The sequence below is a fragment of the Streptomyces sp. NPDC002825 genome (assembly GCF_040295385.1).
In the GTDB taxonomy this organism is placed as follows: domain Bacteria; phylum Actinomycetota; class Actinomycetes; order Streptomycetales; family Streptomycetaceae; genus Streptomyces.
This window is the reverse complement of record NZ_JBEOVH010000007.1, coordinates 264,282-285,356: the sequence shown is the minus strand read 5'-3', so window position 1 is coordinate 285,356 and position 21,075 is coordinate 264,282. Positions and strand designations below refer to the sequence as shown.

At 71.3% G+C, this 21,075-nt stretch carries 18 protein-coding genes; 10 read left to right on the top strand and 8 right to left on the bottom strand.

Annotated features, from left to right (window positions below):
* Position 1: 1 nt before the first annotated feature.
* The 3 genes from ABT041_RS12835 to dusB form a co-directional block, all read right to left on the bottom strand.
* Positions 2 to 1,036 carry an ArsR/SmtB family transcription factor gene (locus ABT041_RS12835; protein ID WP_351183175.1) on the bottom strand — a complete coding sequence of 345 codons (1,035 nt, stop codon included), beginning with the start codon at positions 1,034 to 1,036 and terminating at the stop codon, positions 2 to 4.
* Between the two features lie 566 nt (positions 1,037 to 1,602).
* Positions 1,603 to 4,314 carry a pyruvate, phosphate dikinase gene (gene ppdK / locus ABT041_RS12830; RefSeq protein WP_351183286.1) on the bottom strand — a complete coding sequence of 904 codons (2,712 nt, stop codon included), beginning with the start codon at positions 4,312 to 4,314 and terminating at the stop codon, positions 1,603 to 1,605.
* A gap of 357 nt (positions 4,315 to 4,671) precedes the next feature.
* Positions 4,672 to 5,808 (bottom strand): tRNA dihydrouridine synthase DusB, encoded by a 1,137-nt coding sequence (gene dusB, locus ABT041_RS12825; RefSeq protein ID WP_351183173.1) that lies wholly within the window; start codon positions 5,806 to 5,808, stop codon positions 4,672 to 4,674.
* 52 nt (positions 5,809 to 5,860) lie between these two features.
* Between dusB and ABT041_RS12820 the strand changes: the two genes are divergently transcribed.
* The gene (locus ABT041_RS12820) at positions 5,861 to 7,315 is read left to right on the top strand and encodes an MFS transporter (protein ID WP_351183171.1); all 1,455 of its coding nucleotides are present in this window, start codon (positions 5,861 to 5,863) and stop codon (positions 7,313 to 7,315) included.
* On the opposite strand, the gene ABT041_RS12815 is transcribed toward ABT041_RS12820, so the two are convergent.
* Positions 7,285 to 8,283 carry an MmyB family transcriptional regulator gene (locus ABT041_RS12815; protein WP_351183169.1) on the bottom strand — a complete coding sequence of 333 codons (999 nt, stop codon included), beginning with the start codon at positions 8,281 to 8,283 and terminating at the stop codon, positions 7,285 to 7,287. The genes ABT041_RS12820 and ABT041_RS12815 overlap by 31 nt on opposite strands.
* A gap of 101 nt (positions 8,284 to 8,384) precedes the next feature.
* Between ABT041_RS12815 and ABT041_RS12810 the strand changes: the two genes are divergently transcribed.
* The 4 genes from ABT041_RS12810 (at position 8,385) to ABT041_RS12795 (ending at position 12,334) form a co-directional block, all read left to right on the top strand.
* The gene (locus ABT041_RS12810) at positions 8,385 to 9,821 is read left to right on the top strand and encodes an MFS transporter (RefSeq protein WP_351183167.1); all 1,437 of its coding nucleotides are present in this window, start codon (positions 8,385 to 8,387) and stop codon (positions 9,819 to 9,821) included.
* A gap of 63 nt (positions 9,822 to 9,884) precedes the next feature.
* Positions 9,885 to 10,925 carry an aldo/keto reductase gene (locus ABT041_RS12805; protein WP_351183165.1) on the top strand — a complete coding sequence of 347 codons (1,041 nt, stop codon included), beginning with the start codon at positions 9,885 to 9,887 and terminating at the stop codon, positions 10,923 to 10,925.
* Between the two features lie 17 nt (positions 10,926 to 10,942).
* Complete coding sequence (locus tag ABT041_RS12800) at positions 10,943 to 11,533, top strand: TetR/AcrR family transcriptional regulator (protein WP_351183163.1); 591 nt, start codon at positions 10,943 to 10,945, stop codon at positions 11,531 to 11,533.
* 108 nt (positions 11,534 to 11,641) lie between these two features.
* On the top strand, positions 11,642 to 12,334 hold the full coding sequence (locus tag ABT041_RS12795; protein ID WP_351183161.1) for a VC0807 family protein: 693 nt from the start codon (positions 11,642 to 11,644) through the stop codon (positions 12,332 to 12,334).
* 64 nt (positions 12,335 to 12,398) lie between these two features.
* Here ABT041_RS12795 and ABT041_RS12790 read toward each other — a convergent pair whose 3' ends face one another.
* The gene (locus ABT041_RS12790) at positions 12,399 to 13,778 is read right to left on the bottom strand and encodes a glycine--tRNA ligase (RefSeq protein ID WP_351183159.1); all 1,380 of its coding nucleotides are present in this window, start codon (positions 13,776 to 13,778) and stop codon (positions 12,399 to 12,401) included.
* Between the two features lie 166 nt (positions 13,779 to 13,944).
* Between ABT041_RS12790 and ABT041_RS12785 the strand changes: the two genes are divergently transcribed.
* The 4 genes from ABT041_RS12785 to ABT041_RS12770 all read left to right on the top strand — a co-directional run bounded on the left by ABT041_RS12785 (position 13,945) and on the right by ABT041_RS12770 (position 17,071).
* Positions 13,945 to 14,904 (top strand): metal ABC transporter substrate-binding protein, encoded by a 960-nt coding sequence (locus ABT041_RS12785; RefSeq protein ID WP_351183158.1) that lies wholly within the window; start codon positions 13,945 to 13,947, stop codon positions 14,902 to 14,904.
* A 23-nt stretch (positions 14,905 to 14,927) separates the two neighbouring features.
* Positions 14,928 to 15,692 (top strand): metal ABC transporter ATP-binding protein, encoded by a 765-nt coding sequence (locus ABT041_RS12780; RefSeq protein WP_351183156.1) that lies wholly within the window; start codon positions 14,928 to 14,930, stop codon positions 15,690 to 15,692.
* Positions 15,693 to 15,694: 2 nt separating this feature from the next.
* Complete coding sequence (locus ABT041_RS12775; protein ID WP_351183154.1) at positions 15,695 to 16,588, top strand: metal ABC transporter permease; 894 nt, start codon at positions 15,695 to 15,697, stop codon at positions 16,586 to 16,588.
* A gap of 72 nt (positions 16,589 to 16,660) precedes the next feature.
* Positions 16,661 to 17,071 carry a Fur family transcriptional regulator gene (locus tag ABT041_RS12770; protein WP_041129147.1) on the top strand — a complete coding sequence of 137 codons (411 nt, stop codon included), beginning with the start codon at positions 16,661 to 16,663 and terminating at the stop codon, positions 17,069 to 17,071.
* 99 nt (positions 17,072 to 17,170) lie between these two features.
* Here ABT041_RS12770 and ABT041_RS12765 read toward each other — a convergent pair whose 3' ends face one another.
* The 3 genes from ABT041_RS12765 to recO form a co-directional block, all read right to left on the bottom strand.
* Entirely contained in the window at positions 17,171 to 17,995 is an 825-nt protein-coding gene (locus ABT041_RS12765; RefSeq protein ID WP_351183152.1) for an isoprenyl transferase, read from the bottom strand.
* A 77-nt stretch (positions 17,996 to 18,072) separates the two neighbouring features.
* Positions 18,073 to 19,608, bottom strand: coding sequence for a RodZ domain-containing protein (locus ABT041_RS12760; RefSeq protein ID WP_351183150.1), 1,536 nt, complete (start codon positions 19,606 to 19,608; stop codon positions 18,073 to 18,075).
* A gap of 90 nt (positions 19,609 to 19,698) precedes the next feature.
* Positions 19,699 to 20,448 (bottom strand): DNA repair protein RecO, encoded by a 750-nt coding sequence (gene recO / locus ABT041_RS12755; protein ID WP_351183148.1) that lies wholly within the window; start codon positions 20,446 to 20,448, stop codon positions 19,699 to 19,701.
* A 141-nt stretch (positions 20,449 to 20,589) separates the two neighbouring features.
* On the opposite strand from recO, the gene ABT041_RS12750 reads away from it, so the two are divergent.
* The gene (locus tag ABT041_RS12750; RefSeq protein WP_351183146.1) at positions 20,590 to 21,063 is read left to right on the top strand and encodes a carboxymuconolactone decarboxylase family protein; all 474 of its coding nucleotides are present in this window, start codon (positions 20,590 to 20,592) and stop codon (positions 21,061 to 21,063) included.
* Positions 21,064 to 21,075 lie beyond the last annotated feature (12 nt).

Below are 21,075 nucleotides of genomic sequence, written 5' to 3'. Positions count from 1 at the left end.
GTCACGCGCCCGCCGTCCCGTTCCGCGCGTATCTACCCGTGTAGCACCGCAGATCGACCTGCCGTTGGGCGCCGCCGAGGAGGGCGGCGCCCAACGGCGTCAGGGTGTGCAGGACGGCGTTGCCGTGGCGGAGGGTCGCGATGAGCCCGGCCTCGCGCAGGACGCCCGCGTGCTGACTGGCCGAGGCCAGCGACACCCCGGCCCTGCGGGCCAGCTCGCTGGTCGTGCCGCCGTCCCCGATGGCGTGCAGGACGGCCGAGCGGGTCTGGCCGACCAGCTTGGCGAGCGAGGAGCCGCCGGGCGCGCGGACGGTCGGCGTCTCGCCGTGCGTGACGGGGTAGACGAGGACCGGCGGCAGCGCGGGATCGCGCAGCACCACCGGGGTCCCCCGGCAGAAGAACGAGGGCTGGAGCAGCAGCCCCCGCCCGTCGAGGTGGACGTCCCGGTCGACGGGGTAGTCCGCCTCCAGGACGGGCGCGCGCCAGCGCAGCATCGGCGGCAGCGAGGCGAGCAGCTCCTCGGCTCCGCCGTCCAGGAGCGCGCGGCCGCGGCGGGCCCGGTCGGCCTCGACGCGGGCCCTGATGTGCGGCCAGTACGGCTCGATGGCGGCCCGGTGGTAGCTGCGCAGGGCCCCCACGAGCCGGTCGAAGGGCTCCGCGCCGCCGTCGGCGAGGGCGCGCAGCGAGTGGGGCACGGTCCGGCCGCCGGAACGGTCGGCGGCGAGGAGCGAGAGCTCGTCGCGGAGCCGGCCGTGGTCGGTGGCGCGGATGGCCTGGAGGCCCTCGTCGAGCCCGTGGACGCCCTCGGCGGGCGTCAGGAAGTCGGGGAAATAGCCACGGCTGGGCACGAGCGCGGCGAGCAGCCTGGTCTCGCCGCCGAGCCGCGTCCGGGCGTCCGCGCGCCATTCCCCGTAGACGACGGGGCCGCGCCGGTCCCTTAAACGGTGAAAGCTCAGAATCGTTTCCCACAGAACGTCCGGCCGGGCGGCCGTCCGCACCCCTGCCAAATCGTTCCCGGTGAAATGAATCCGCAGCATGAAGGTCCCCACCTGTGCACTCGCAACCACCCCCGACGACGAGTATGCACAGCATCACTGCACGTTACCAGGGTGTTTCAGCCACAGTTGAAAGGCATCGCGGCAATCAGGGGGGAACCGAAAAGCTGTACGGGTCGGGCAGGAAACCTTCAGGACCGAGGTGACGTGGTGAAGACCGTGGGGGGCTTTGCCCGTCCGGCGGCGGTCGGCGAGGTTGCGGCTCACCTGCCCGACATCGGTAAAGGGCGCGGCCTCCGGGTGGGGATCCGGGGGTCGCGCCCGCCCCGTTCTTTGCGCTGAGGAATCAAACAAGTTCAATGCCCAATAATTCAATCGGCCGCAATTGAACATTGGCTCACATCAGCTCGACAGACAAACGAACAAACAACGGGACGGACACCTCCGCACAAAAGGTGTCCGTCCCGTCTCTTTGTGAATCCGGAGCCGCCGCCCGTCGGTGAGGGTCAAGAGGTGACCGACGGCGGCCCCGGGGGCTCTGCGTCCCGCTGCTGAACCGGGGTTCAGGAGGGCCCGACCGCCGCTCCTGACCCCCGGTTCAGCAGGACTCAGCGGCTGTCGCTGCCCTTCGCACCGGACGCCGCGCGGCCCGCCTCCAGCCGCGCCACCGGGATCCGGAAGGGCGAGCAGGAGACGTAGTCGAGGCCGACCTCGTGGAAGAAGTGCACCGACTCCGGGTCGCCGCCGTGCTCGCCGCAGACGCCGAGCTTGATGTCGGGGCGGGTGGCGCGGCCGGCCTGGACGGCGCTGCGCACGAGCGCGCCGACGCCGTCCTTGTCGATGGTCTCGAAGGGGCTGACGCCGAAGATGCCCTTCTCCAGGTACGCGGTGAAGAACGAGGCCTCCACGTCGTCGCGGGAGAAGCCCCAGACCGTCTGCGTCAGGTCGTTGGTGCCGAAGGAGAAGAACTCCGCGGCCTCGGCGATCTGACCGGCGGTCACGGCGGCGCGCGGCAGCTCGATCATGGTGCCGAGCGCGAGCTTCAGCTCGACGCCGGTCTGCGCCTGGACCTCGGCGATGACCTGCTCGGCCTCCTCGCGGACGATCTCCAGCTCCTGGACGGTGCCGACGAGCGGGATCATGATCTCGGCGCGCGGGTCGCCCTTGGCGTCGATGCGGTGGGCCGCGGCCTCGGCGATCGCCCGGACCTGCATGGTGAACAGGCCGGGGATGACCAGGCCGAGGCGGACGCCGCGCAGACCCAGCATCGGGTTCTGCTCGTGCAGCCGGTGCACGGCCTGGAGCAGGCGCAGGTCGTTCTCGTGCGGCTCCTTGCGGGACTCGGCGAGGGCGACGCGCACCGACAGCTCGGTGATGTCGGGCAGGAACTCGTGCAGCGGCGGGTCGAGCAGCCGGACCGTGACGGGCAGCCCGTCCATGGCCTCGAAGAGCTCGATGAAGTCCTGCTTCTGCAGCGGGAGGAGCGCCTTGAGCGACTCCTCGCGCTCGGCGTCCGTGTCGGCGAGGATGAGGCGCTCGACGTACTGGCGGCGCTCGCCGAGGAACATGTGCTCGGTGCGGCACAGGCCGATGCCCTGGGCGCCGAAGCGGCGGGCGCGGGAGGCGTCCTCGGCGTTGTCGGCGTTGGCGCGGACGCGCAGGCGGCGGACGCGGTCGGCGTAGGCCATGATCCGGTGCACGGCGGCGACGAGCTCGTCGGCGTCGTCGGCGCCGGCGTGCATGCGGCCCTCGAAGTACTCGACGACCGGGGAGGGTACGACGGGTACCTCACCGAGGTAGACCTTGCCGGTGGAGCCGTCGATGGAGACGACGTCGCCCTCCTCGACGACCTGGCCGTCGGCCGTGGTCATCCGGCGGCGCTTGGTGTCGACCTCGAGCTCCTCGGCGCCGCAGACACAGGTCTTGCCCATGCCGCGGGCGACGACGGCGGCGTGCGAGGTCTTGCCGCCGCGGGAGGTGAGGATGCCCTCGGCGGCGATCATGCCGTCCAGGTCGTCCGGGTTGGTCTCGCGGCGGATCAGGATGACCTTCTCGCCGGAGCGGGACCACTTGACGGCCGTGTACGAGTCGAAGACGGCCTTGCCGACGGCGGCGCCCGGGGAGGCGGCGATGCCGCGGCCGATCTGCTCGACCTTGGCGTTCTCGTCGAACTTGGGGAACATCAGCTGGGCGAGCTGGGCGCCGGTGACGCGCTGGAGCGCCTCGGCCTCGTCGATCAGGCCCTGGTCCACGAGCTGCGTGGCGATGCGGAAGGCGGCACCGGCGGTGCGCTTGCCGACGCGGGTCTGGAGCATCCAGAGCTGGCCGCGCTCGATGGTGAACTCGATGTCGCAGAGATCCTTGTAGTGGGTCTCCAGGGTCTCCATGATGTGCATGAGCTGGTCGTACGACTTCTTGTCGATCGACTCGAGGTCGGCCAGCGGCACGGTGTTGCGGATGCCGGCGACGACGTCCTCGCCCTGCGCGTTCTGCAGGTAGTCGCCGTAGACGCCCTGGTGGCCGGAGGCGGGGTCGCGGGTGAAGGCGACGCCGGTGCCGGAGTCGGGGCCGAGGTTGCCGAAGACCATCGAGCAGACGTTGACGGCGGTGCCGAGGTCGCCCGGGATGCGCTCCTGGCGGCGGTACAGCTTGGCGCGGTCCGTGTTCCAGGAGTTGAAGACGGCCTCGATGGCGAGGTCCATCTGCTCGCGCGGGTCCTGCGGGAAGTCGCGGCCGGTCTGGGCCTTCACGATCTTCTTGAAGTGCTTGACGACCTTCTTGAGGTCGGCGGCGTCCAGGTCGGTGTCGCTGGCGACCTTCTTCGCGGCCTTGGCCTCGTCGAGGGCCTCCTCGAAGAGCTCGCCGTCGACGCCGAGGACGGTCTTGCCGAACATCTGGATCAGACGGCGGTACGAGTCCCACGCGAAGCGCTCGTTGTCGGCCTGGCGGGCGAGGCCGGCCACCGACTCGTCGGAGAGGCCGATGTTGAGGACGGTGTCCATCATGCCCGGCATGGAGAACTTGGCGCCCGAGCGGACCGAGACGAGAAGCGGGTTGTCGGCCTGGCCGAGCTTCTTGCCCATCTGCTGCTCGAGGGCGTCGAGGTGCGCGGTGACCTCGTCGCGGAGCTCGACCGGCTCCGAGCCGCTCTCGAGGTAGACCTTGCACGCCTCGGTGGTGATCGTGAAGCCCGGAGGCACCGGCAGGCCGAGGTTGGTCATCTCGGCGAGGTTCGCGCCCTTGCCACCGAGCAGGTCCTTCAGGTCCCTGTTGCCCTCGGTGAAGTCGTAGACGAACTTCTGATCATTAATTTCCGACACGGGTCCCGACTCCTCGATGACTCGGTTGGCTGCCCTGACGGCGAGGAACATACCCAGATCGAAGGCTTCTGGGGAGGTACGCCTGCCGGTCACACGGTTTTAACCACCCGTCCGCCAGCACTTCGAAAGTTACCGAGGCGAAGCTTCCGGATTCACGCCCCGAAGGCCAGTTGACCCAATCCAGCACTTCGCCGCTCACGTGAGCGCCCAAACGAGCACTTGCGTTCAACTCTTGAAGGCAAAAAGGGTGGCACTGAGTGCCACCCCTTCAGTCCTTGCAGCCACTTGTAACCTGCTCATCTGAGCACCACCCTCCTCAAGGGTGGCGAGGATCACTCCTCCGGAAGGGGCTGAATCTCAGCCTCCGGACGTGTCCAGCTCGGCGTCCTCGCTCACCCCGGCACAGTCGTAGGGGTCCTTCAACCAGCCGTCCGGCAGGACAACTCGGTTGTTTCCGGACGTACGGCCCCGAGGGCCGTCCGCACCCACGGGCCACGGCTGGTCCAGGTCGAGCTCGCTCAACTGAGCGCGCAGCTCGTCCAGAGAAGACGTGATCGCGAGCTTCTTGCGCATCTCGGAGCCGACCGCGAAGCCCTTCAGGTACCAGGCCACGTGCTTCCGGAAGTCGATGACACCGCGTGCCTCGTCGCCGAGCCACTCGCCGAGCAGCCGCGCGTGCCGCACCATCGCGTCCGCGACCTCCCGCAGACCCGGCTGGGCGTACTGGCCGGTGCCCTCGAAGCCCGCCACCAGGTCCCCGAAGAGCCACGGGCGGCCCAGGCAGCCGCGGCCGACGACGACGCCGTCGCAGCCCGTCTCCCGCATCATCCGCAGCGCGTCGTCCGCCGACCAGATGTCGCCGTTGCCGAGCACGGGGATCTCGGGCACGTGCTCCTTGAGCCGCGCGATCGCGTCCCAGTCGGCAGTGCCGCCGTAGTGCTGGGCCGCCGTCCGCCCGTGCAGGGCGATCGCCGTGACGCCCTCCTCGACCGCGATGCGGCCCGCGTCGAGGTAGGTGATGTGGTCGTCGTCGATGCCCTTGCGCATCTTCATCGTGACCGGCAGGTCGCCCGCGTTGGTCACGGCCTCGTGGAGGATCGCCCGCAGCAGCGGCCGCTTGTAGGGCAGGGCCGAGCCGCCGCCCTTCCGGGTCACCTTGGGGACCGGGCAGCCGAAGTTCAGGTCGATGTGGTCGGCGAGGTCCTCGTCGACGATCATCCGCACGGCCTTGCCGACCGTCACCGGATCCACGCCGTACAGCTGGATCGAGCGCGGCTTCTCGGTCTCGTCGAAGCGGATGAGCTGCATCGTCTTCTCGTTGCGCTCGACCAGGGCGCGCGTCGTGATCATCTCGCTCACGAACAGTCCCTTGCCGCCGCTGTACTCACGGCAGAGGGTACGGAAGGGGGCGTTGGTGATGCCGGCCATCGGGGCGAGCACCACCGGCGGCTGCACGATGTGCGGCCCGATGGCGAGAGGGGTGAACGCGGTCATTCGGCCATTGTCCCGCACTGCGGAGTTTCTTAGACAGCCATACGATCCGCACATGCCCGAGCTCACACGCGGTCGCCGTCTCGTCGTCCTCGCGATCTGCTGCATGAGCCTGCTCATCGTCAGCCTGGACAACACCGCGCTGAACGTCGCGCTGCCCGCCATGCGGCGCGATCTCGGCGCCACCGTCGCCGGCATGCAGTGGGTGATCGACGCCTACACGCTGGTCCTGGCCTCCCTGCTGATGCTCGCCGGCTCCACAGCCGACCGGATCGGCCGCCGCAAGGTCTTCGTCACCGGCCTGACCGTCTTCGCCCTCGGCTCGCTGCTCTGCTCCCTCGCGCCGAACCTGGAGGCCCTGATCGCCTTCCGGGCGGTCCAGGCCGTCGGCGGCTCGATGCTGAACCCGGTCGCCATGTCGATCATCACCAACACCTTCACGGAACCGGCCGCACGCGCGCGTGCCATCGGCGTCTGGGGCGGGGTCGTCGGCGTCTCCATGGCCGCCGGCCCCCTCGTGGGCGGGGTGCTCGTCCAGTCGGTCGACTGGCGGGCGATCTTCTGGGTGAACCTGCCGGTCGCCCTCGTCGCCCTGCTCCTGACCCTGCGGTACGTCCCCGAGTCCCGCGCGCCCCGCCCCCGGCGCCCCGACCCGATCGGGCAGCTCCTGGTCACGGCGCTCCTCGGCTCGCTCACGTACGCGATCATCGAGACCGACCCGCTCTTCGCCGGGATCGCGGCCGTCGCGCTCGCCGGGCTGCTGTTCTACGAGCCCCGCCGCCGCGAGCCCCTCATCGACCTGCGGTTCTTCCGGAGCGCGCCGTTCAGCGGGGCCACCGTCATCGCGGTCTGCGCCTTCGCCTCGCTCGGCGGCTTCCTCTTCCTGAACACGCTCTACCTCCAGGACGTGCGCGGGCTCTCCCCGCTGTCCGCCGGGCTCTGGATGCTGCCGATGGCCGGCATGACCTTCGTCTTCGCCCCGCTGTCGGGGCGGCTCACGGCCGCGCGCGGGCCTCGCCCCTCGCTGCTGCTCGCGGGGACGGCGATGGCGGCGGGGCCGCTGCTCTTCGCGGCCTTCGAAGCCGAGACGAGCGATCCGCTGCTCCTCACGGGGTACGTGGTCTTCGGCATCGGCTTCGGCCTGGTGAACGCCCCGATCACCAACACCGCCGTCTCGGGGATGCCCCGCGCGCAGGCCGGGGTGGCGGCGGCGGTGGCCTCGACGAGCCGCCAGGTCGGGCAGACGCTCGGTGTCGCCGTGATCGGCGCGGTCCTGGCGGCGGGACTCGGCGCGACCCCGCAGGCGGACGCGTTCGTGGCGGCGGCCCGCCCCGGCTACTGGATCATCACGGGCTGCGGGCTCGCCGTCCTGGCCGTCGGCGCGCTCACCAGCGGCCCGTGGGCGCGGCGCACGGCGGAGCGGACGGCGCGCTGCCTGGCCCCGGAGGAGGAGCGGGAGGGCGGCAGGGAGGGCGGACCTCAGGCGATGGCCAAGGCGCCGGCGCCCTGAGGCGCCCGGGCCTCCCGTTCCCGGACGACCAGGTCGAGGAGGCGGGCGACGCCGGCCTGGGTGGCGTCGTCCACGGGGACGTACGTGACGAGGTGCGTCCCGGCGTTCGGGCCGAGCCAGAGGTTGGTGTGCTCGAAGCTGAGCAGCCCCACGCGCGCGTTGCGGATGACCTTCACGCGGCCTCCGGGGGCGACCACCTCGTGCCGCGCCCACAGCTCCCGGAACTCGGGCGAGGCCTCTTCCAGACGCCGTACGAGCTCCTTCCAGGCGGGCTCGGCCAGGTGTTCGGCCATGGCGGCGCGGAGCTTCCCGGCGAGCGCGCGCATGACCTCGGGCAGGTCGGTGACCGAGGCCCGGAAGTCCTCGTTCGTGAAGGCCAGCCAGAGGGAGTTGCGGTCCTCGCGGGGCAGCGCGTCCAGGTCGCAGAAGAGCTGCCCGAAGGTGCGGTTGTGGGCGAGGAAGTCGTACCGGCTGTTCTGGATCGCGGCCGGCACCGGCTCCAGCTGGTCGAGGAGCCGCCGCAGGGTGGGCGTGACGGCCGGGCAGGTCGCCTCGGGGTGCGGGTCGACGGCTCCGGCCAGCGCGAAGAGATGGTTCCGCTCGGTCGGGTCGAGCAGCAGGGCCCCGGCGAGGGCGTCCAGGACCTGCGGGGAGACCTGGATGTCACGGGCCTGTTCGAGCCAGGTGTACCAGGTGACGCCGACGGCGGAGAGGTGCGCGACCTCCTCGCGGCGCAGTCCCGGGGTGCGGCGGCGCCGGCCCCGGGGCAGGCCGACCTGCTCGGGGGTGATGCGCTCGCGGCGGCTGCGCAGGAAGGCGGCGAGCTCGTGGCGCCGGACGTCCTCCTCGGGCAGAGCTCGTCGTGCGTCCTCTGCGGGCAGAGCTCGCCGTACGTCCTCTGCTGGCAGAGCTCGTCGTGCGTCCTCTGCGGGCAGAGCTCCGGGTCCGGTCATCGCCATGACGGTCATGCCTCCAGGGTGCCGGGGCGGTCAGCCGGTTTCCAGGTAGTGCTTGTACCAGGATAAGGACACTCTGGTACCAGGCTGAGCGGAGGCGGAGGCTCGGTTGCGTGACTACGACCTCCCTTTCCGTCCGCACCGCCGCACCGGCCGGCCGGCAGGCCCCGGCGCTCGGCGCCCGCGGCCTGTTCACCGTCCTGCTGGGGGCCGCGCTCCCCCTCATCGACTTCTTCATCGTCAACGTCGCCCTGCCGTCCATCGACCAGGACCTGGCCGCGGGCCCGGCGCTCCTGGAGCTGGTCGTCGCCGGGTACGGCCTGGCGTACTCGGTGCTGCTCGTCCTCGGCGGGCGGCTCGGCGACCTCTTCGGCCGCCGCCGGCTCTTCCTCGCCGGCATGGCCGCCTTCGGTCTCACCTCGCTCGCCTGCGGGCTCGCCCCGGACGCCTGGACGCTGGTCGCGGCGCGCGTGGCGCAGGGCGCGGCGGCGGCGCTGATGCTGCCGCAGGTGCTCGCGACCATCCACTCCTCGACCGAGGGTGCGCGCCGGGCGAGGGCGCTGAGCCTGTACGGGGCGACCGCCGGTCTCGCGATGGCGGGCGGCCAGATCCTGGGCGGGGTGCTCGTGACCGCCGACCTCGCGGGCACCGGCTGGCGTGCGGTGTTCCTGGTGAACGTGCCGGTGGCGGTGGCGGGCCTGGTGCTCGCCGTCCGTACCGTGCCGGAGACCCGCTCGGACCGGCCCGCGCCGGTGGACGTGCCGGGCACGCTGCTCCTCGCGCTCGCGCTGCTCACCCTGCTCGCGCCGCTGACGGAGGGCCGGGCTGCGGGCTGGCCGCTGTGGACCTGGGTGTCGCTCGCGGTGTTCCCGTTCGCGGCCGTGGCCTTCTGGCGGGTGGAGCGGCGGGCCGACCGCCGGGGCGCCGTGCCGCTGGTCCCGCCGAGCCTGCTGGCCCTCCTTCCGCTGCGGCGGGGGCTCGCGGTGGTGCTGCCGCTCTCGCTGGGCTTCAGCGGCTTCATGTTCGTGATCGCGGTGGCGCTCCAGCAGGGCCTGGAAATGGGCGCGGTGGCCTCGGGCCTCGCGCTCGTGCCGATGGCGCTGGCCTTCTTCGGTGCCTCGCTCGCGGGGCCGCGTCTGGTGCGGCGCTGGGGCACCCGGGTGGTCCCGGTGGGGGCGCTGCTCCAGGGGCTCGGCATCGCCGCGATCGTCTGGTCGGTGGCGCGGGACTGGCAGGGGCTCTCCGTCTGGGACCTCGTGCCGGGCATGGCGGTGGCGGGTCTCGGTCAGGGGCTCCAGCTGCCGGTGCTGTTCCGGGTGGTGCTCTCCGAGGTGCCGTCGGAGCGGGCGGGCGTGGGCAGCGGGGTCATGGTGACCACGCAGCAGTCGGCGCTGACGCTGGGCGTGGCGACGCTGGGTTCGCTCTTCCTCTCGCTGGCCTCCTCGCCGGCGGACATGGGCGGGGCGCTGCGGACGACGCTCCTGGTCCAGCTGGGTGTGGTGGCGCTGACGCTGCTGCTCGGCCTGCGCCTCCCCCGCACGGTGAAGTAGGCGAAAACCAGGGATGGAGTGACAGATATTGAAATCTGTCATCGCACATGCCATAGTCGTTTTATGACCACCACACCGAAGACCTCCCTCCCCGCGCGTCGGCTCGGTGCCACCGGCCCCGTCGTCTCCGCGCTCGGCCTCGGCTGCATGGGCATGTCCGCCCTGTACGGCGAGAGCGACCGGGCCGAGTCGATCGCGACGATCCACGCGGCCCTGGACGCCGGCGTCACCCTGCTCGACACGGGCGACTTCTACGGGATGGGCCACAACGAGCTGCTCATCAACGAGGCCCTGCGGACGGCGCCCGCCGCCGCCCGCGAGCAGGCGCTGACCAGCGTGAAGTTCGGCGCCCTGCGCACGGTCGAAGGCGGATTCACCGGCTACGACGGCCGCCCGGACGCCGTGAAGAACTTCGCGGCGTACTCGCTCCAGCGCCTCGGCACCGATCACATCGACATCTACCGGATCGCCCGCGTCGACCCCGACGTGCCGATCGAGGAGACCGTCGGCGCGATCGCCGAGCTGGTCGAGGCCGGGCACGTGAAGCACATCGGTCTCTCCGAGGTCGGCGCGGACACCCTACGCCGGGCGGCGGCCGTGGCCCCGATCGCGGACCTCCAGATCGAGTACAGCCTGATCTCGCGCGGCATCGAGGAGAAGATCCTGCCGACCGCCCGCGAGCTGGGCATCGGCGTCACCGCGTACGGAGTCCTCTCGCGCGGCCTGATCAGCGGCCACTTCACCCGGGACCGCGAGCTGCCCGCGGGCGACTTCCGCGGGATGTCCCCGCGCTTCCAGGGCGAGAACCTCGGCCGGAACCTGGACCTGGTGGACCGGCTGCGCGCGGTCGCCGAGACCAAGGGCGTCACGGTCGCCCAGACGGCGATCGCCTGGGTGCTGGCCCAAGGCCCCCGGCACAGCACCGAGATCGTGCCCTTGATCGGCGCCCGCCGACGCGACCGCCTCGCCGAGGCGCTCGGCGCCCTGGACGTCACCCTCGACGCCGCCGACCTGGCCGCGATCGAGGAGGCCGTCCCGGCGGGCGCGGCCTCCGGCGAGCGCTACCCGGCGGCCCAGATGGCCCACCTGGACAGCGAGCGCTGACAGGTAATGTCATTCGCATGGCCGCCACCGAGACCCTGACCGCAGAGCGCATCCTCGAAGCCACCGAGGAGGTGCTGCGGCGCTACGGCCCCGGGAAGGCGACCGTCGTCGACGTGGCCCGGGTCCTCGGCGTCAGTCACGGCAGCGTCTACCGTCACTTCCGCACCAAGGCGGCGCTGCGCGAGGCCGTCACCGAGCGGTGGCTGGAGCGGACGATCGTGGCACTCCGGCCGCACGTCGAGGCCGGCGGGCCGGCGGACGAGCGGCTGACCGGCTGGCTGACGGCCCTGTTCTCGCTGAAGCGCAAGAAGGCGGGCGGCGACCCGGAGCTGATGGCCACCTTCCAGGTGCTGATCGGCGAGAACAGCGCGGTGGTCGACCGGCACGAGGAGCACCTCGTCGAGCAGATCGCCCGCATCCTGGAGGACGGTCACCGCGAGGGCCTGTTCGCGGCGCCGGAGCGGGACTTCGCCACCACGGCCCGCGCGGTCTTCGACGCGACGGACCGCTTCCACAACCCGGCGCACGCCGGCGAGTGGTCGGCCCCCGGGGTCGAGTCCGCGTTCGCGGCGGTCGTCTCCCTGGTGCAGCGCGCACTCAAGGTCTGAGCAGCACGCCCCTTTTGAAGATCATTTGGCGTGGAGTTTCCCCTTCCCTGTCCGGTGCATGACTAGCCTGCTCGCGCACCACGACCGTAAGAACTCCCAGGGGGAACCATGTCCACACCCGCCAAGCCGCCCCGATCGGGCGGCGCGTCCGCGATCGGATGGGTCCTCACGATCGGCCTCAACGTCGTCGCGCCGATCCTCACGTACAACACGCTCACCGAGGACCACGGCTGGTCCGAGTTCTCCGCGCTGCTCCTGAGCAGCGCCTGGCCGGTCCTCGACACGGCGATCATGGCGGCCTGGCGTCGCAAGATCGACGAGTTCGCCGTCGTCACCCTGGTGTTCCTGGTGATCACGGCCGTGGTCTCGCTGGTCGGCGCGCACACCGCCCGCGCGCTGCTGGTCAAGGACTCCGCGGTGACGGGCCTGTTCGGCCTGCTCTGCCTGGGGACGCTGCTCGCCCCGCGCCCGCTGATGTTCTACTTCGGCCGCAAGTTCGCGACCGACGGCACGCCGGAGTCCACGACCTGGTGGAACGGCATGTGGCAGTTCGAGGGCTTCCGCTCCACCATGCGCACGATGACGCTCGTGTGGGGCGTGGCGTACGTGGCCGAGGCGCTGGTCCGCATCGCCCTGGCGTACGTCCTGCCGACCAAGACCATGGTCGCGCTCAGCCCGGTGATGATCTACGGCGTCCTCGGCGCCCTCGGCGTCTGGACGGCCTGGTTCGGCAAGCGCCGCGCGGCGGAGGGGGCCCGCCGCCAGGCGGAGGCCGAGGCGGCGGCCGCCGCGGCCGCCTGACGGCACGGGAAAGCCCCCGGTTCCGGAGACGGAACCGGGGGCTTTCCCGTGCCTGCGATCAGATTCAGCAGCCGATGAGGCGGCTGGCCAGGTAGCCCTGGATCTGGTCGAGGGAGACGCGCTCCTGCTTCATGGTGTCGCGCTCGCGCACGGTCACCGCGTTGTCCTCGAGGGTGTCGAAGTCGACGGTGATGCAGTACGGCGTGCCGATCTCGTCCTGACGGCGGTAGCGGCGACCGATGGCGCCGGCGTCGTCGAACTCGATGTTCCAGTTCTGGCGCAGGTCCGCCGCGAGGCCCTTGGCCTTCGGGGAGAGCTGCGCGTTGCGGGAGAGCGGGAGGACCGCGACCTTGACCGGGGCCAGGCGGTGGTCGAGGCGCAGCACGGTGCGCTTCTCCATGACGCCCTTGGCGTTCGGGGCCTCGTCCTCGATGTACGCGTCGAGCAGGAAGGCGAGCATCGCGCGGCCGACACCGGCGGCGGGCTCGATGACGTACGGCGTGTAGCGCTCGCCCGTCTCCTGCTCCAGGAAGGAGAGGTTGGCGCCGGAGGCCTTGGCGTGGGCGCTCAGGTCGTAGTCGGTGCGGTTGGCGACGCCCTCGAGCTCGCCCCACTCGCTGCCGCCGAAGGAGAAGCGGTACTCGATGTCGGCGGTGCGCTTCGAGTAGTGGGAGAGCTTCTCCTGCGGGTGCTCGTACCAGCGCATGTTCTCCTCACGGAGACCCAGGCCGGTGTACCAGTTCCAGCGCTGCTCCATCCAGTACTCCTGCCACTGCTCGTCCTCGCCCGGCTTGACGAAGAACTCCATCTCCATCTGCTCGAACTCGCGCGTGCGGAAGATGAAGTTGCCCGGAGTGATCTCGTTCCGGAAGGACTTGCCCATCTGCGCGATGCCGAACGGGGGCTTCTTGCGCGAGGTGGTCTGCACCTGGGCGAAGTTGGTGAAGATGCCCTGGGCGGTCTCGGGACGCAGGTACGCGACGGAGCCGGTGTCCTGGGTCGGGCCGAGGTGCGTGGAGAGCAGGCCGGAGAACTGCTTGGGCTCGGTGAAGGTGCCCTTGTTGCCGCAGTTGGGGCAGTTGAGCTCGGTGAGGCTCTCGGGGAGACGGCCGTGCTTCTCCTCGTACGCCTCCTCCAGGTGGTCGGCGCGGAAGCGCTTGTGGCAGGAGGTGCACTCGGTCAGCGGGTCGGTGAAGGTCGCGACGTGACCGGACGCCTCCCACACCTCGGTGGCCAGGATGACGGACGAGTCGATACCGACGACGTCCTCGCGCGCGGTGACCATGTAACGCCACCACTGGCGCTTCAGGTTCTCCTTCAGCTCGACACCCAGCGGTCCGTAGTCCCAGGCGGCACGCTGGCCGCCGTAGATCTCGCTGCACGGGTAGACGAAGCCACGGCGCTTGCTCAGGCTGACGATGGTGTCGATCTTGTCGGCGGCCACGGTGCTCTCTTCATTACGACGACGAAGTGCGAATGCCTCAGGTTACCGGCGTGCCTGCCCCCCGTATCAAATCGGTTCGGCAACGAGGGCCGGCGAGACCTCGGGTGGCGGGGGACACAGGTAAGGCAATTGACAACCGTTTCCAATTTTGTTGAAAATGAGTGTCATGAACGTACGCCGCCTGATACCCAGCACCGCCCTCGCCGGAGCCGTCGCGCTCGGCGTCGTCTCCCTCTCCGCCTGCTCCGGGACCTCCGACGCCGCGGACAAGGGAAGCGGCGGCAAGCTGGACGTGGTGGCGTCCTTCTACCCCATGCAGTACCTGGCCGAGCAGATAGGCGGCGGCCACGTCGCCGTCAACACGCTCACCAAGCCCGGCGTCGAACCCCACGACCTGGAGCTCAAGCCGAAGCAGATCGGCGAGCTCGGCGAGGCCGACGTCATCCTCTACCTCAAGGGCATCCAGCCCGCCGTCGACGACGCCATCGCCCAGGCCGGCGTGCAGAACACCGTCGACGCCGCCACCCTCACCAAGCTCGAGGAGCACGGCACCGAGGTCGGCCACGACCACGAGGGCGAAGAGGCCCACCACGAGGACGAGGCCGGCGCCGACCCCCACATCTGGCTCGACCCCGTGAAGTACGCGGAGGTCGCCAAGGGCGTCGGCAGCGCCCTGGAGAAGGCGGACCCGGCCCACGCCGCCGACTACGAGAAGAACACCGACGCCCTGGTGAAGAAGCTCGGCGACCTGAACACCGAGTTCGAGACGGGCCTGAAGAACACCGCCACGAAGACCTTCATCACCACCCACTCCGCCTTCGGCTACCTCGCCGAGCGCTACGGCCTGGAGCAGGAGGGCATCGCGGGCATGGACCCCGAGTCCGACCCGAGCCCCGCCCGCATCAAGGAGCTCCAGGAGATCGCGGCGAAGGACAAGGTCTCCACCGTCTTCTTCGAGACCCTCGCGAGCGACAAGACCGCGAAGACCCTCGCGCAGGACACCGGCCTCAGGACCGACGTCCTGGACCCGCTGGAGGGAATCACGGACAAGTCCAAGGGCGATGACTACGTCGAGGTCATGCAGTCGAACCTCGCCGCGCTGAAGAACGCCCTCGGCGCCAAGTGACCACAGCACAGCAGGAGGCACTCGTGAGCGACGAGCCCGTCATTTCCGTCCGCGGAGCCACGGCGGCCCTCGGCGCCCGCCCCGTCCTCCGGGGTGTCGACCTCACCGTCGAGCGCGGTGAGGTCGTCGCCCTGCTCGGCGCCAACGGCTCCGGCAAGTCCACCGCCGTCCGCGCGATCATCGGCCAGGTCCCGCTGACCGGCGGCACGATCGAGCTGTTCGGCACCGAGCGGAAGCGTTTCCGCGACTGGGCCCGCGTGGGCTACGTGCCGCAGCGCACCACCGCCGCCTCCGGCGTCCCCGCCACCATCCGCGAGGTCGTCTCCTCGGGCCGGCTCGCCCGCCGCAGGTTCGGCTGGACCACCAAGGACGACAAGGCGGCCGTCGAGCGGGCCATCGAGCTCGTCGGCCTCACCGACCGCGCCAAGGACTCCGTCTCCGCGCTCTCCGGCGGCCAGCACCAGCGCGTCCTGATCGCCCGCGCGCTCGCCTCCCGGCCCGAACTGCTGATCATGGACGAGCCGATGGCCGGCGTGGACCTCGCCAGCCAGGAGATCCTCGCCGCGACCCTGCGCGAGCAGGTCGCCGAGGGCACCTCCGTCCTCCTCGTCCTGCACGAGCTGGGTCCCCTGGAGCCGCTCATCGACCGCGCGGTCGTCCTGCGCGACGGCTGCGTCGTCCACGACGGCCCGCCGCCCGAGGCCCTCGGCCAGCACGCGCTGCCCGGCCACGACCACGTACATCCGCATGCGGCCGGCGAGCCGCTCCGCACGGGACTGCTGACCTGACCATGGACTTCCTCAACGACGCCTTCATGCAGCGGTCGCTCCTGGCCGCCGTCCTCGTCGGCATCACCGCCCCCGCCGTCGGCATCTACCTCGTCCAGCGCCGCCAGGCCCTCATGGGCGACGGCATCGGACACGTCGCCATGACCGGCGTCGGCCTCGGCTTCCTGCTGAACTCCAGCCCGATCTGGATGGCGACCCTCGTCGCCGTCGCGGGCTCGATCGCGATGGAGCTGATCCGGGCGTACGGGAAGACCCGCGGCGACCTCGCGCTGGCGCTGCTCTTCTACGGCGGCATGGCGGGCGGCGTCATGCTGACCAGCCTCTCGAAGACCGGCTCCAACGCGAACCTCAGCTCGTACCTCTTCGGCTCGCTGTCCACCGTCTCCAGCGAGGACGTCACGTCGATCAGCCTCCTCGCCGCCTTCGTGGTCCTGGTCACGGTCGGCCTGCGCAAGCAGCTCTTCGCGGTCAGCCAGGACGAGGAGTTCGCCCGCGTCACCGGCCTCCCCGTCCGCGCCCTGAACCTGCTGATCGCGGTGACGGCCGCGGTGACCGTCACGGTCGCCATGCGGGTCGTCGGCCTGCTGCTCGTCAGCGCCCTCATGGTGGTGCCGGTCGCGGCGGCCCAGCAGCTGTCGAAGTCCTTCCGCGCGACCTTCGTCCTCGCGGTGGCGACCGGCGTCACCGTCACCCTGGCGGGCACGGTCACCTCGTACTACCAGGACGTGCCGCCCGGCGCGACGATCGTCCTGTACGCGATCGGGATCTTCATCGCCCTGACCCTGCTCGCCACCCCGCTCGCCAAGCGGCGGGCGCGGGCCGCCGAAGAGGCCACGAGGGACTGCGACGCGCAGGTTCCGGCCACCCGGCGGCCGACGGACGACGTGAAGGTCTGATCCGCGACTGATCCCGGGGGTACGGGGGGCTGGCAGAATGGCGGGGGCAGACAAGCATCCAAGGAGGCCCCCGTGGCGACGGCAGGACCCCCCGTACGCGGCCGCTCGACCAAGCAGCGGGCCGCCGTGTCGGCGGCACTGAACGAGGTGGACGAGTTCCGCAGCGCCCAGGAGCTGCACGACATGCTCAAGCACCGCGGCGACTCCGTCGGCCTCACCACCGTCTACCGCACGCTCCAGTCCCTCGCGGACGCGGGCGAGGTCGACGCGCTGCGCACCAGCGACGGCGAGACGGTCTACCGCCGCTGCTCGACCGGCGACCACCACCACCACCTCGTCTGCCGCGTCTGCGGCAAGGCCGTGGAGGTGGAGGGCCCGATGGTGGAGCAGTGGGCCGAGACGATCGCGTCGGAGCACGGCTTCGTGAACGTGGCGCACACGGTCGAGATCTTCGGCACGTGCGCGGAGTGCGCCGGGAAGTGACCTGACAGACGAAGGGCCCGCACCGAACGGATTCGGTGCGGGCCCTTCGTACGCGTCACATGCGGGTGAGGCCCGGGGCCGACGTGCCCGCCGGCCCCGTCACGCCTTGTCGAGGACGGCCAGGTCCGCCGGGTCGACGCCGCCGAAGCGGCGGTCGCGCTGGGCGTACTCGACGCACGCCCGCCACAGGTCGCGGCGGTCGAAGTCGGGCCACAGCACGTCCTGGAAGACCATCTCGGCGTACGCGCTCTGCCAGATCAGGTAGTTGGAGGTGCGCTGCTCGCCGCTGGGCCGCAGGAACAGGTCCACGTCCGGCATGTCCGGGTAGTACAGGTACTTCTGGATGGTCTTCTCGGTGATCTTCGACGGGTCGAGCTTTCCGGCCTTCACGTCCTCGGCGAGCGCCTGCGCCGCGTCCGTGAGCTCGGCGCGACCGCCGTAGTTCATGCAGAAGTACAGCGTGAGCTTGGTGTTGTCCTTGGTCTGCTCCTGGGCGACCTGGAGCTCCTTGGCCACGGACTTCCACAGCTTCGGCATGCGGCCGACCCAGCGGACCCGGATGCCGAGCGCGTCGAGCTGGTCGCGGGTCTTGCGGATGAAGTCGCGGTTGAAGTTCATGAGGAAGCGGACCTCCTCGGGGGAGCGCTTCCAGTTCTCGGTGGAGAAGGCGTACAGCGAGATCGCCCCGACGCCCATCTCGATCGCGCCCTGCAGCACGTCGAGCACCTGCTCGGCGCCGACCTTGTGCCCCTCGGTGCGCGGCAGTCCGCGCTCCTTGGCCCAGCGGCCGTTGCCGTCCATGACGATCGCGACGTGCTCCGGGACCAGCTCGGTCTGGAGCTTCGGCGGGCGTGCACCGGACGGGTGCGGCTCGGGGGTGCTGTACTCCCGACGCTGGCGCCCGAGGAGTCGTGCGATGGCCATGGCGATGAATCTCCTAAGAGGTGGTGCCGTACTTCACGCGTAGTCGAGTTTCCCACGGCGGGAGGCCCGCTCTTCGTCTAGTCGCCCCTGCCGTAGGTCAGACGTTCGACCTGGCCGGGCTGGAAGTCGTTCGGCACCTGCTTGCCGTTGACGACGAGCTGGACGGCGTGGGCGTCTCCGAGGACCAGCGAGATCTGGTCCTCGTCCGTGAAGGTCTTGGTCTCGCCGACGTCCAGCAGTCCGTCGTACAGCAGGACGCCGCCCTGGCCCTTCACCGAGACCCAGCTCTTGCCGCCCTCCGCGGTCCCCGTCAGGGCGACGGTGACCCGGTCCTTGGGAGCGGCGCCGGTCCGGGGGGCGGTGGGGGTGGCCGGCTGGGAGGAGGCCTGCGGGGATTCCGGGGCGGTGGAAGGGTTCGAAGGGCTGGAAGCGGTGACGGAAGGTCCGGCGCCCTTGTCGTCCTCGTCCCCCAACTGCGTGAGGGCGAGGAGACCACCCCCGAGCGAGCCCACGACGGCGACGGCGACGATCACGCGGGTGATCGGACGGGCCTTGCGCGGGACCCCGGCCCCGGCGGGGACGGACCGCGCGGGGTCGGGGGCGGTGAGCACGCGGGTGTCGGGGTCGGGCAGGGGCTCCGGGGCCGGGTCCGGGTCCGGTTCGGGGTCCACGGCCAGGTCCGGGTCCGGTACGGGGGCCAGGCGCGGGTCCGGTACGGAGTCAGCGCCCTGCGCCGATACGGCGGCCGGGCTCGGCCCCAGCCGCGGGTCCGGCACCGCGGCCGGGCTCGTGTCCACTACGGCGGACGCGCGCGGGTCCGGCGTCGGCTTCAGCGCCGTCAGGAGCGCCTCGGGCGTCGGCCGGGCGGTCGGGTCCTTCGACAGGCAGGCATCGACCAGCGGGCGCAGCTCCCCCGGCACCGCGGACAGGTCCGCCGGCTCGTGCACCGACCGGTACATCAGCCCCATCGGCGTCCCGGTTCCGAACGCCCGGCCCCCGGCCGCAGCGACGAGCACCGCCCCGAGCGCGAACACGTCGGCGGCACCGCCGACCTCCTCGCCCTGCGCCTGCTCGGGCGCCAGGTATCCGGGGGTGCCGAAGGCCGCGCCGGTGGCGGTGAGCCGGGTGGACTCCACGGCCCGCGCGATGCCGAAGTCGAGGACGCGTGGGCCGTCCTCGGCCATGATGATGTTGCCCGGCTTCAGGTCCCGGTGGACGAGCCCGCAGGCGTGGACGGCCTGGAGCGCCTCGGCCAGCGCCGCCCCGAGAGCCCGCAACTTCCCCTCGTCCATGGGCCCTTCGCGCTCGACCAGCTCGGCGAGGGTGGGCCCGGCGATGTACGCGGTGGCCAGCCACGGCACCTTCGCCTCGGGGTCGGCGTCCACGACGGGGGCCGTGTGGAATCCGCCGACCCGGCGGGCGGCCTCGACCTCCGCGCGGAACCGCCGGCGGAAGTGCGGATCGGCCGCGAGCTCGGGGCGGGCCACCTTGACCGCGACGGCGCGGCCGCCCGGCGACCGGGCGAGGTAGACCGTCCCCATGCCGCCCGCGCCGAGCTCCCGCTCGACGTCGTAGACACCGATCCGCCGCGGCAGGTCCGCGCCGTTCTCCATCGCCCGCACTCCCCCCTGCGCACGGTCGCCCGCGCGTGACACCGTCGGTTCCTCGTGTCCGTCGAGCAGCGTAGACGAGGACGCCGTCCGTCAGCCCTTCTCGACGTACCGCAGCGAACGCAGACCGCGCTCCAGGTGCCAGTGCAGATAGGCGGACACGAGTCCGCTGCCCTCCCTGACGTGCCGCGGCTCGCACGCGTCCGCCGTCGCCCAGTCGCCGGTGAGCAGCGCGCTGAGCAGGCCGATGGCCTCCGCGGAGGGGACGACGCTTCCGGGCACCCGGCAGTCGCCGCATATGACGCCGCCCGCCGCGACCGAGAAGAAGCGGTTCGGCCCGTGGAGTCCGCACTTCGCGCAGTCCTCGAAGCTGGGCGCGTAGCCGTTCACGGCGAGGGAGCGGAGGAGGAAGGCGTCGAGGATGAGGTGCGGGGCGTGCTCGCCGCGGGCGAGCGTCCGCAGCCCGCCGACGAGCAGCAGGTACTGCTGCACGGCGGGCTCGCCCTCGTGGTCGGTGAACCGTTCCGCCGTCTCCAGCATGGCGGTGCCGGCGGTGTACCGGGCGTAGTCGGTGACGATCCCGCCGCCGTACGCGGCGATGGTCTCGCTCTGCGTGCAGAGCGGCAGCCCGCGTCCGACCAGCTCACTCCCCCGGGCGAAGAACTGCACGTCCACGTGCGAGAAGGGTTCGAGGCGCGCCCCGAACTTCGACTTCGTCCGGCGCACGCCCCGCGCGACGGCGCGTACCCGGCCGTGACCGCGCGTGAGGATCGTGATGATGCGGTCCGCTTCGCCCAGCTTCTGGGTGCGCAGCACGATGCCGTCGTCGCGGAACAGACTCATGCGCCCATTCTCCCGTACCGCGAGGGCGGACGGGACGCGCGGCCCGAGGGAGACGCAGGTCACATCCGGCGGTGTCACAGGGGCCGGGGCTGTCTCGTCTCAGGGGGTGTAACCGGCCCGACGCACACCGAGGAGCACCCCATGGACGCCCGACTGAACCTCTTCGCCAGCCCGACCGCCGGCAAGGCCTTCAAGCACCTCATGGCGGCGGGCAGGGCCGTCAAGGAGTCGACGGTCCCGGCCGCGACCCAGGAGCTGGTGGCGCTGCGGGTGAGCCAGATCAACGGCTGCGCGGCCTGCATCGACATGCACACCAAGGACGCCGCCCACGCCGGTGAGACGGCGGTGCGGCTCAACCTGGTGGCGGCCTGGCGCGAGGCCACCGTGTACACCGAGGCCGAGCGCGCCGCGCTCGAACTGGCCGAGGAGGGCACCCGGGTCGCCGACGGGGCCGGCGGCGTCAGCGACGAGGTCTGGGCGCGCGCGGCCCTCCACTACGACGAGGAGCAGCTCACGGCCCTCGTCATGCACATCGCCTTCATGAACCTGGCGAACCGGCTGAACGCGATCACCCGGCAGCCGGCCGGCGACTACGTGCCCGGCCAGTTCCACTGACGGACACCGGCC

Coding starts and splice junctions, on each gene's coding strand:
- ABT041_RS12835 (WP_351183175.1), bottom strand. CDS start 1,036: ATGCTGCGGATTCATTTCACCGGGAACGATTTGGCAGGGGTGCGGACG.
- dusB (WP_351183173.1), bottom strand. CDS start 5,808: ATGACCGCGTTCACCCCTCTCGCCATCGGGCCGCACATCGTGCAGCCG.
- ABT041_RS12820 (WP_351183171.1), top strand. CDS start 5,861: ATGCCCGAGCTCACACGCGGTCGCCGTCTCGTCGTCCTCGCGATCTGC.
- ABT041_RS12815 (WP_351183169.1), bottom strand. CDS start 8,283: ATGACCGTCATGGCGATGACCGGACCCGGAGCTCTGCCCGCAGAGGAC.
- ABT041_RS12805 (WP_351183165.1), top strand. CDS start 9,885: ATGACCACCACACCGAAGACCTCCCTCCCCGCGCGTCGGCTCGGTGCC.
- ABT041_RS12800 (WP_351183163.1), top strand. CDS start 10,943: ATGGCCGCCACCGAGACCCTGACCGCAGAGCGCATCCTCGAAGCCACC.
- ABT041_RS12795 (WP_351183161.1), top strand. CDS start 11,642: ATGTCCACACCCGCCAAGCCGCCCCGATCGGGCGGCGCGTCCGCGATC.
- ABT041_RS12785 (WP_351183158.1), top strand. CDS start 13,945: ATGAACGTACGCCGCCTGATACCCAGCACCGCCCTCGCCGGAGCCGTC.
- ABT041_RS12775 (WP_351183154.1), top strand. CDS start 15,695: ATGGACTTCCTCAACGACGCCTTCATGCAGCGGTCGCTCCTGGCCGCC.
- ABT041_RS12765 (WP_351183152.1), bottom strand. CDS start 17,995: ATGGCCATCGCACGACTCCTCGGGCGCCAGCGTCGGGAGTACAGCACC.
- ABT041_RS12760 (WP_351183150.1), bottom strand. CDS start 19,608: ATGGAGAACGGCGCGGACCTGCCGCGGCGGATCGGTGTCTACGACGTC.
- recO (WP_351183148.1), bottom strand. CDS start 20,448: ATGAGTCTGTTCCGCGACGACGGCATCGTGCTGCGCACCCAGAAGCTG.
- ABT041_RS12750 (WP_351183146.1), top strand. CDS start 20,590: ATGGACGCCCGACTGAACCTCTTCGCCAGCCCGACCGCCGGCAAGGCC.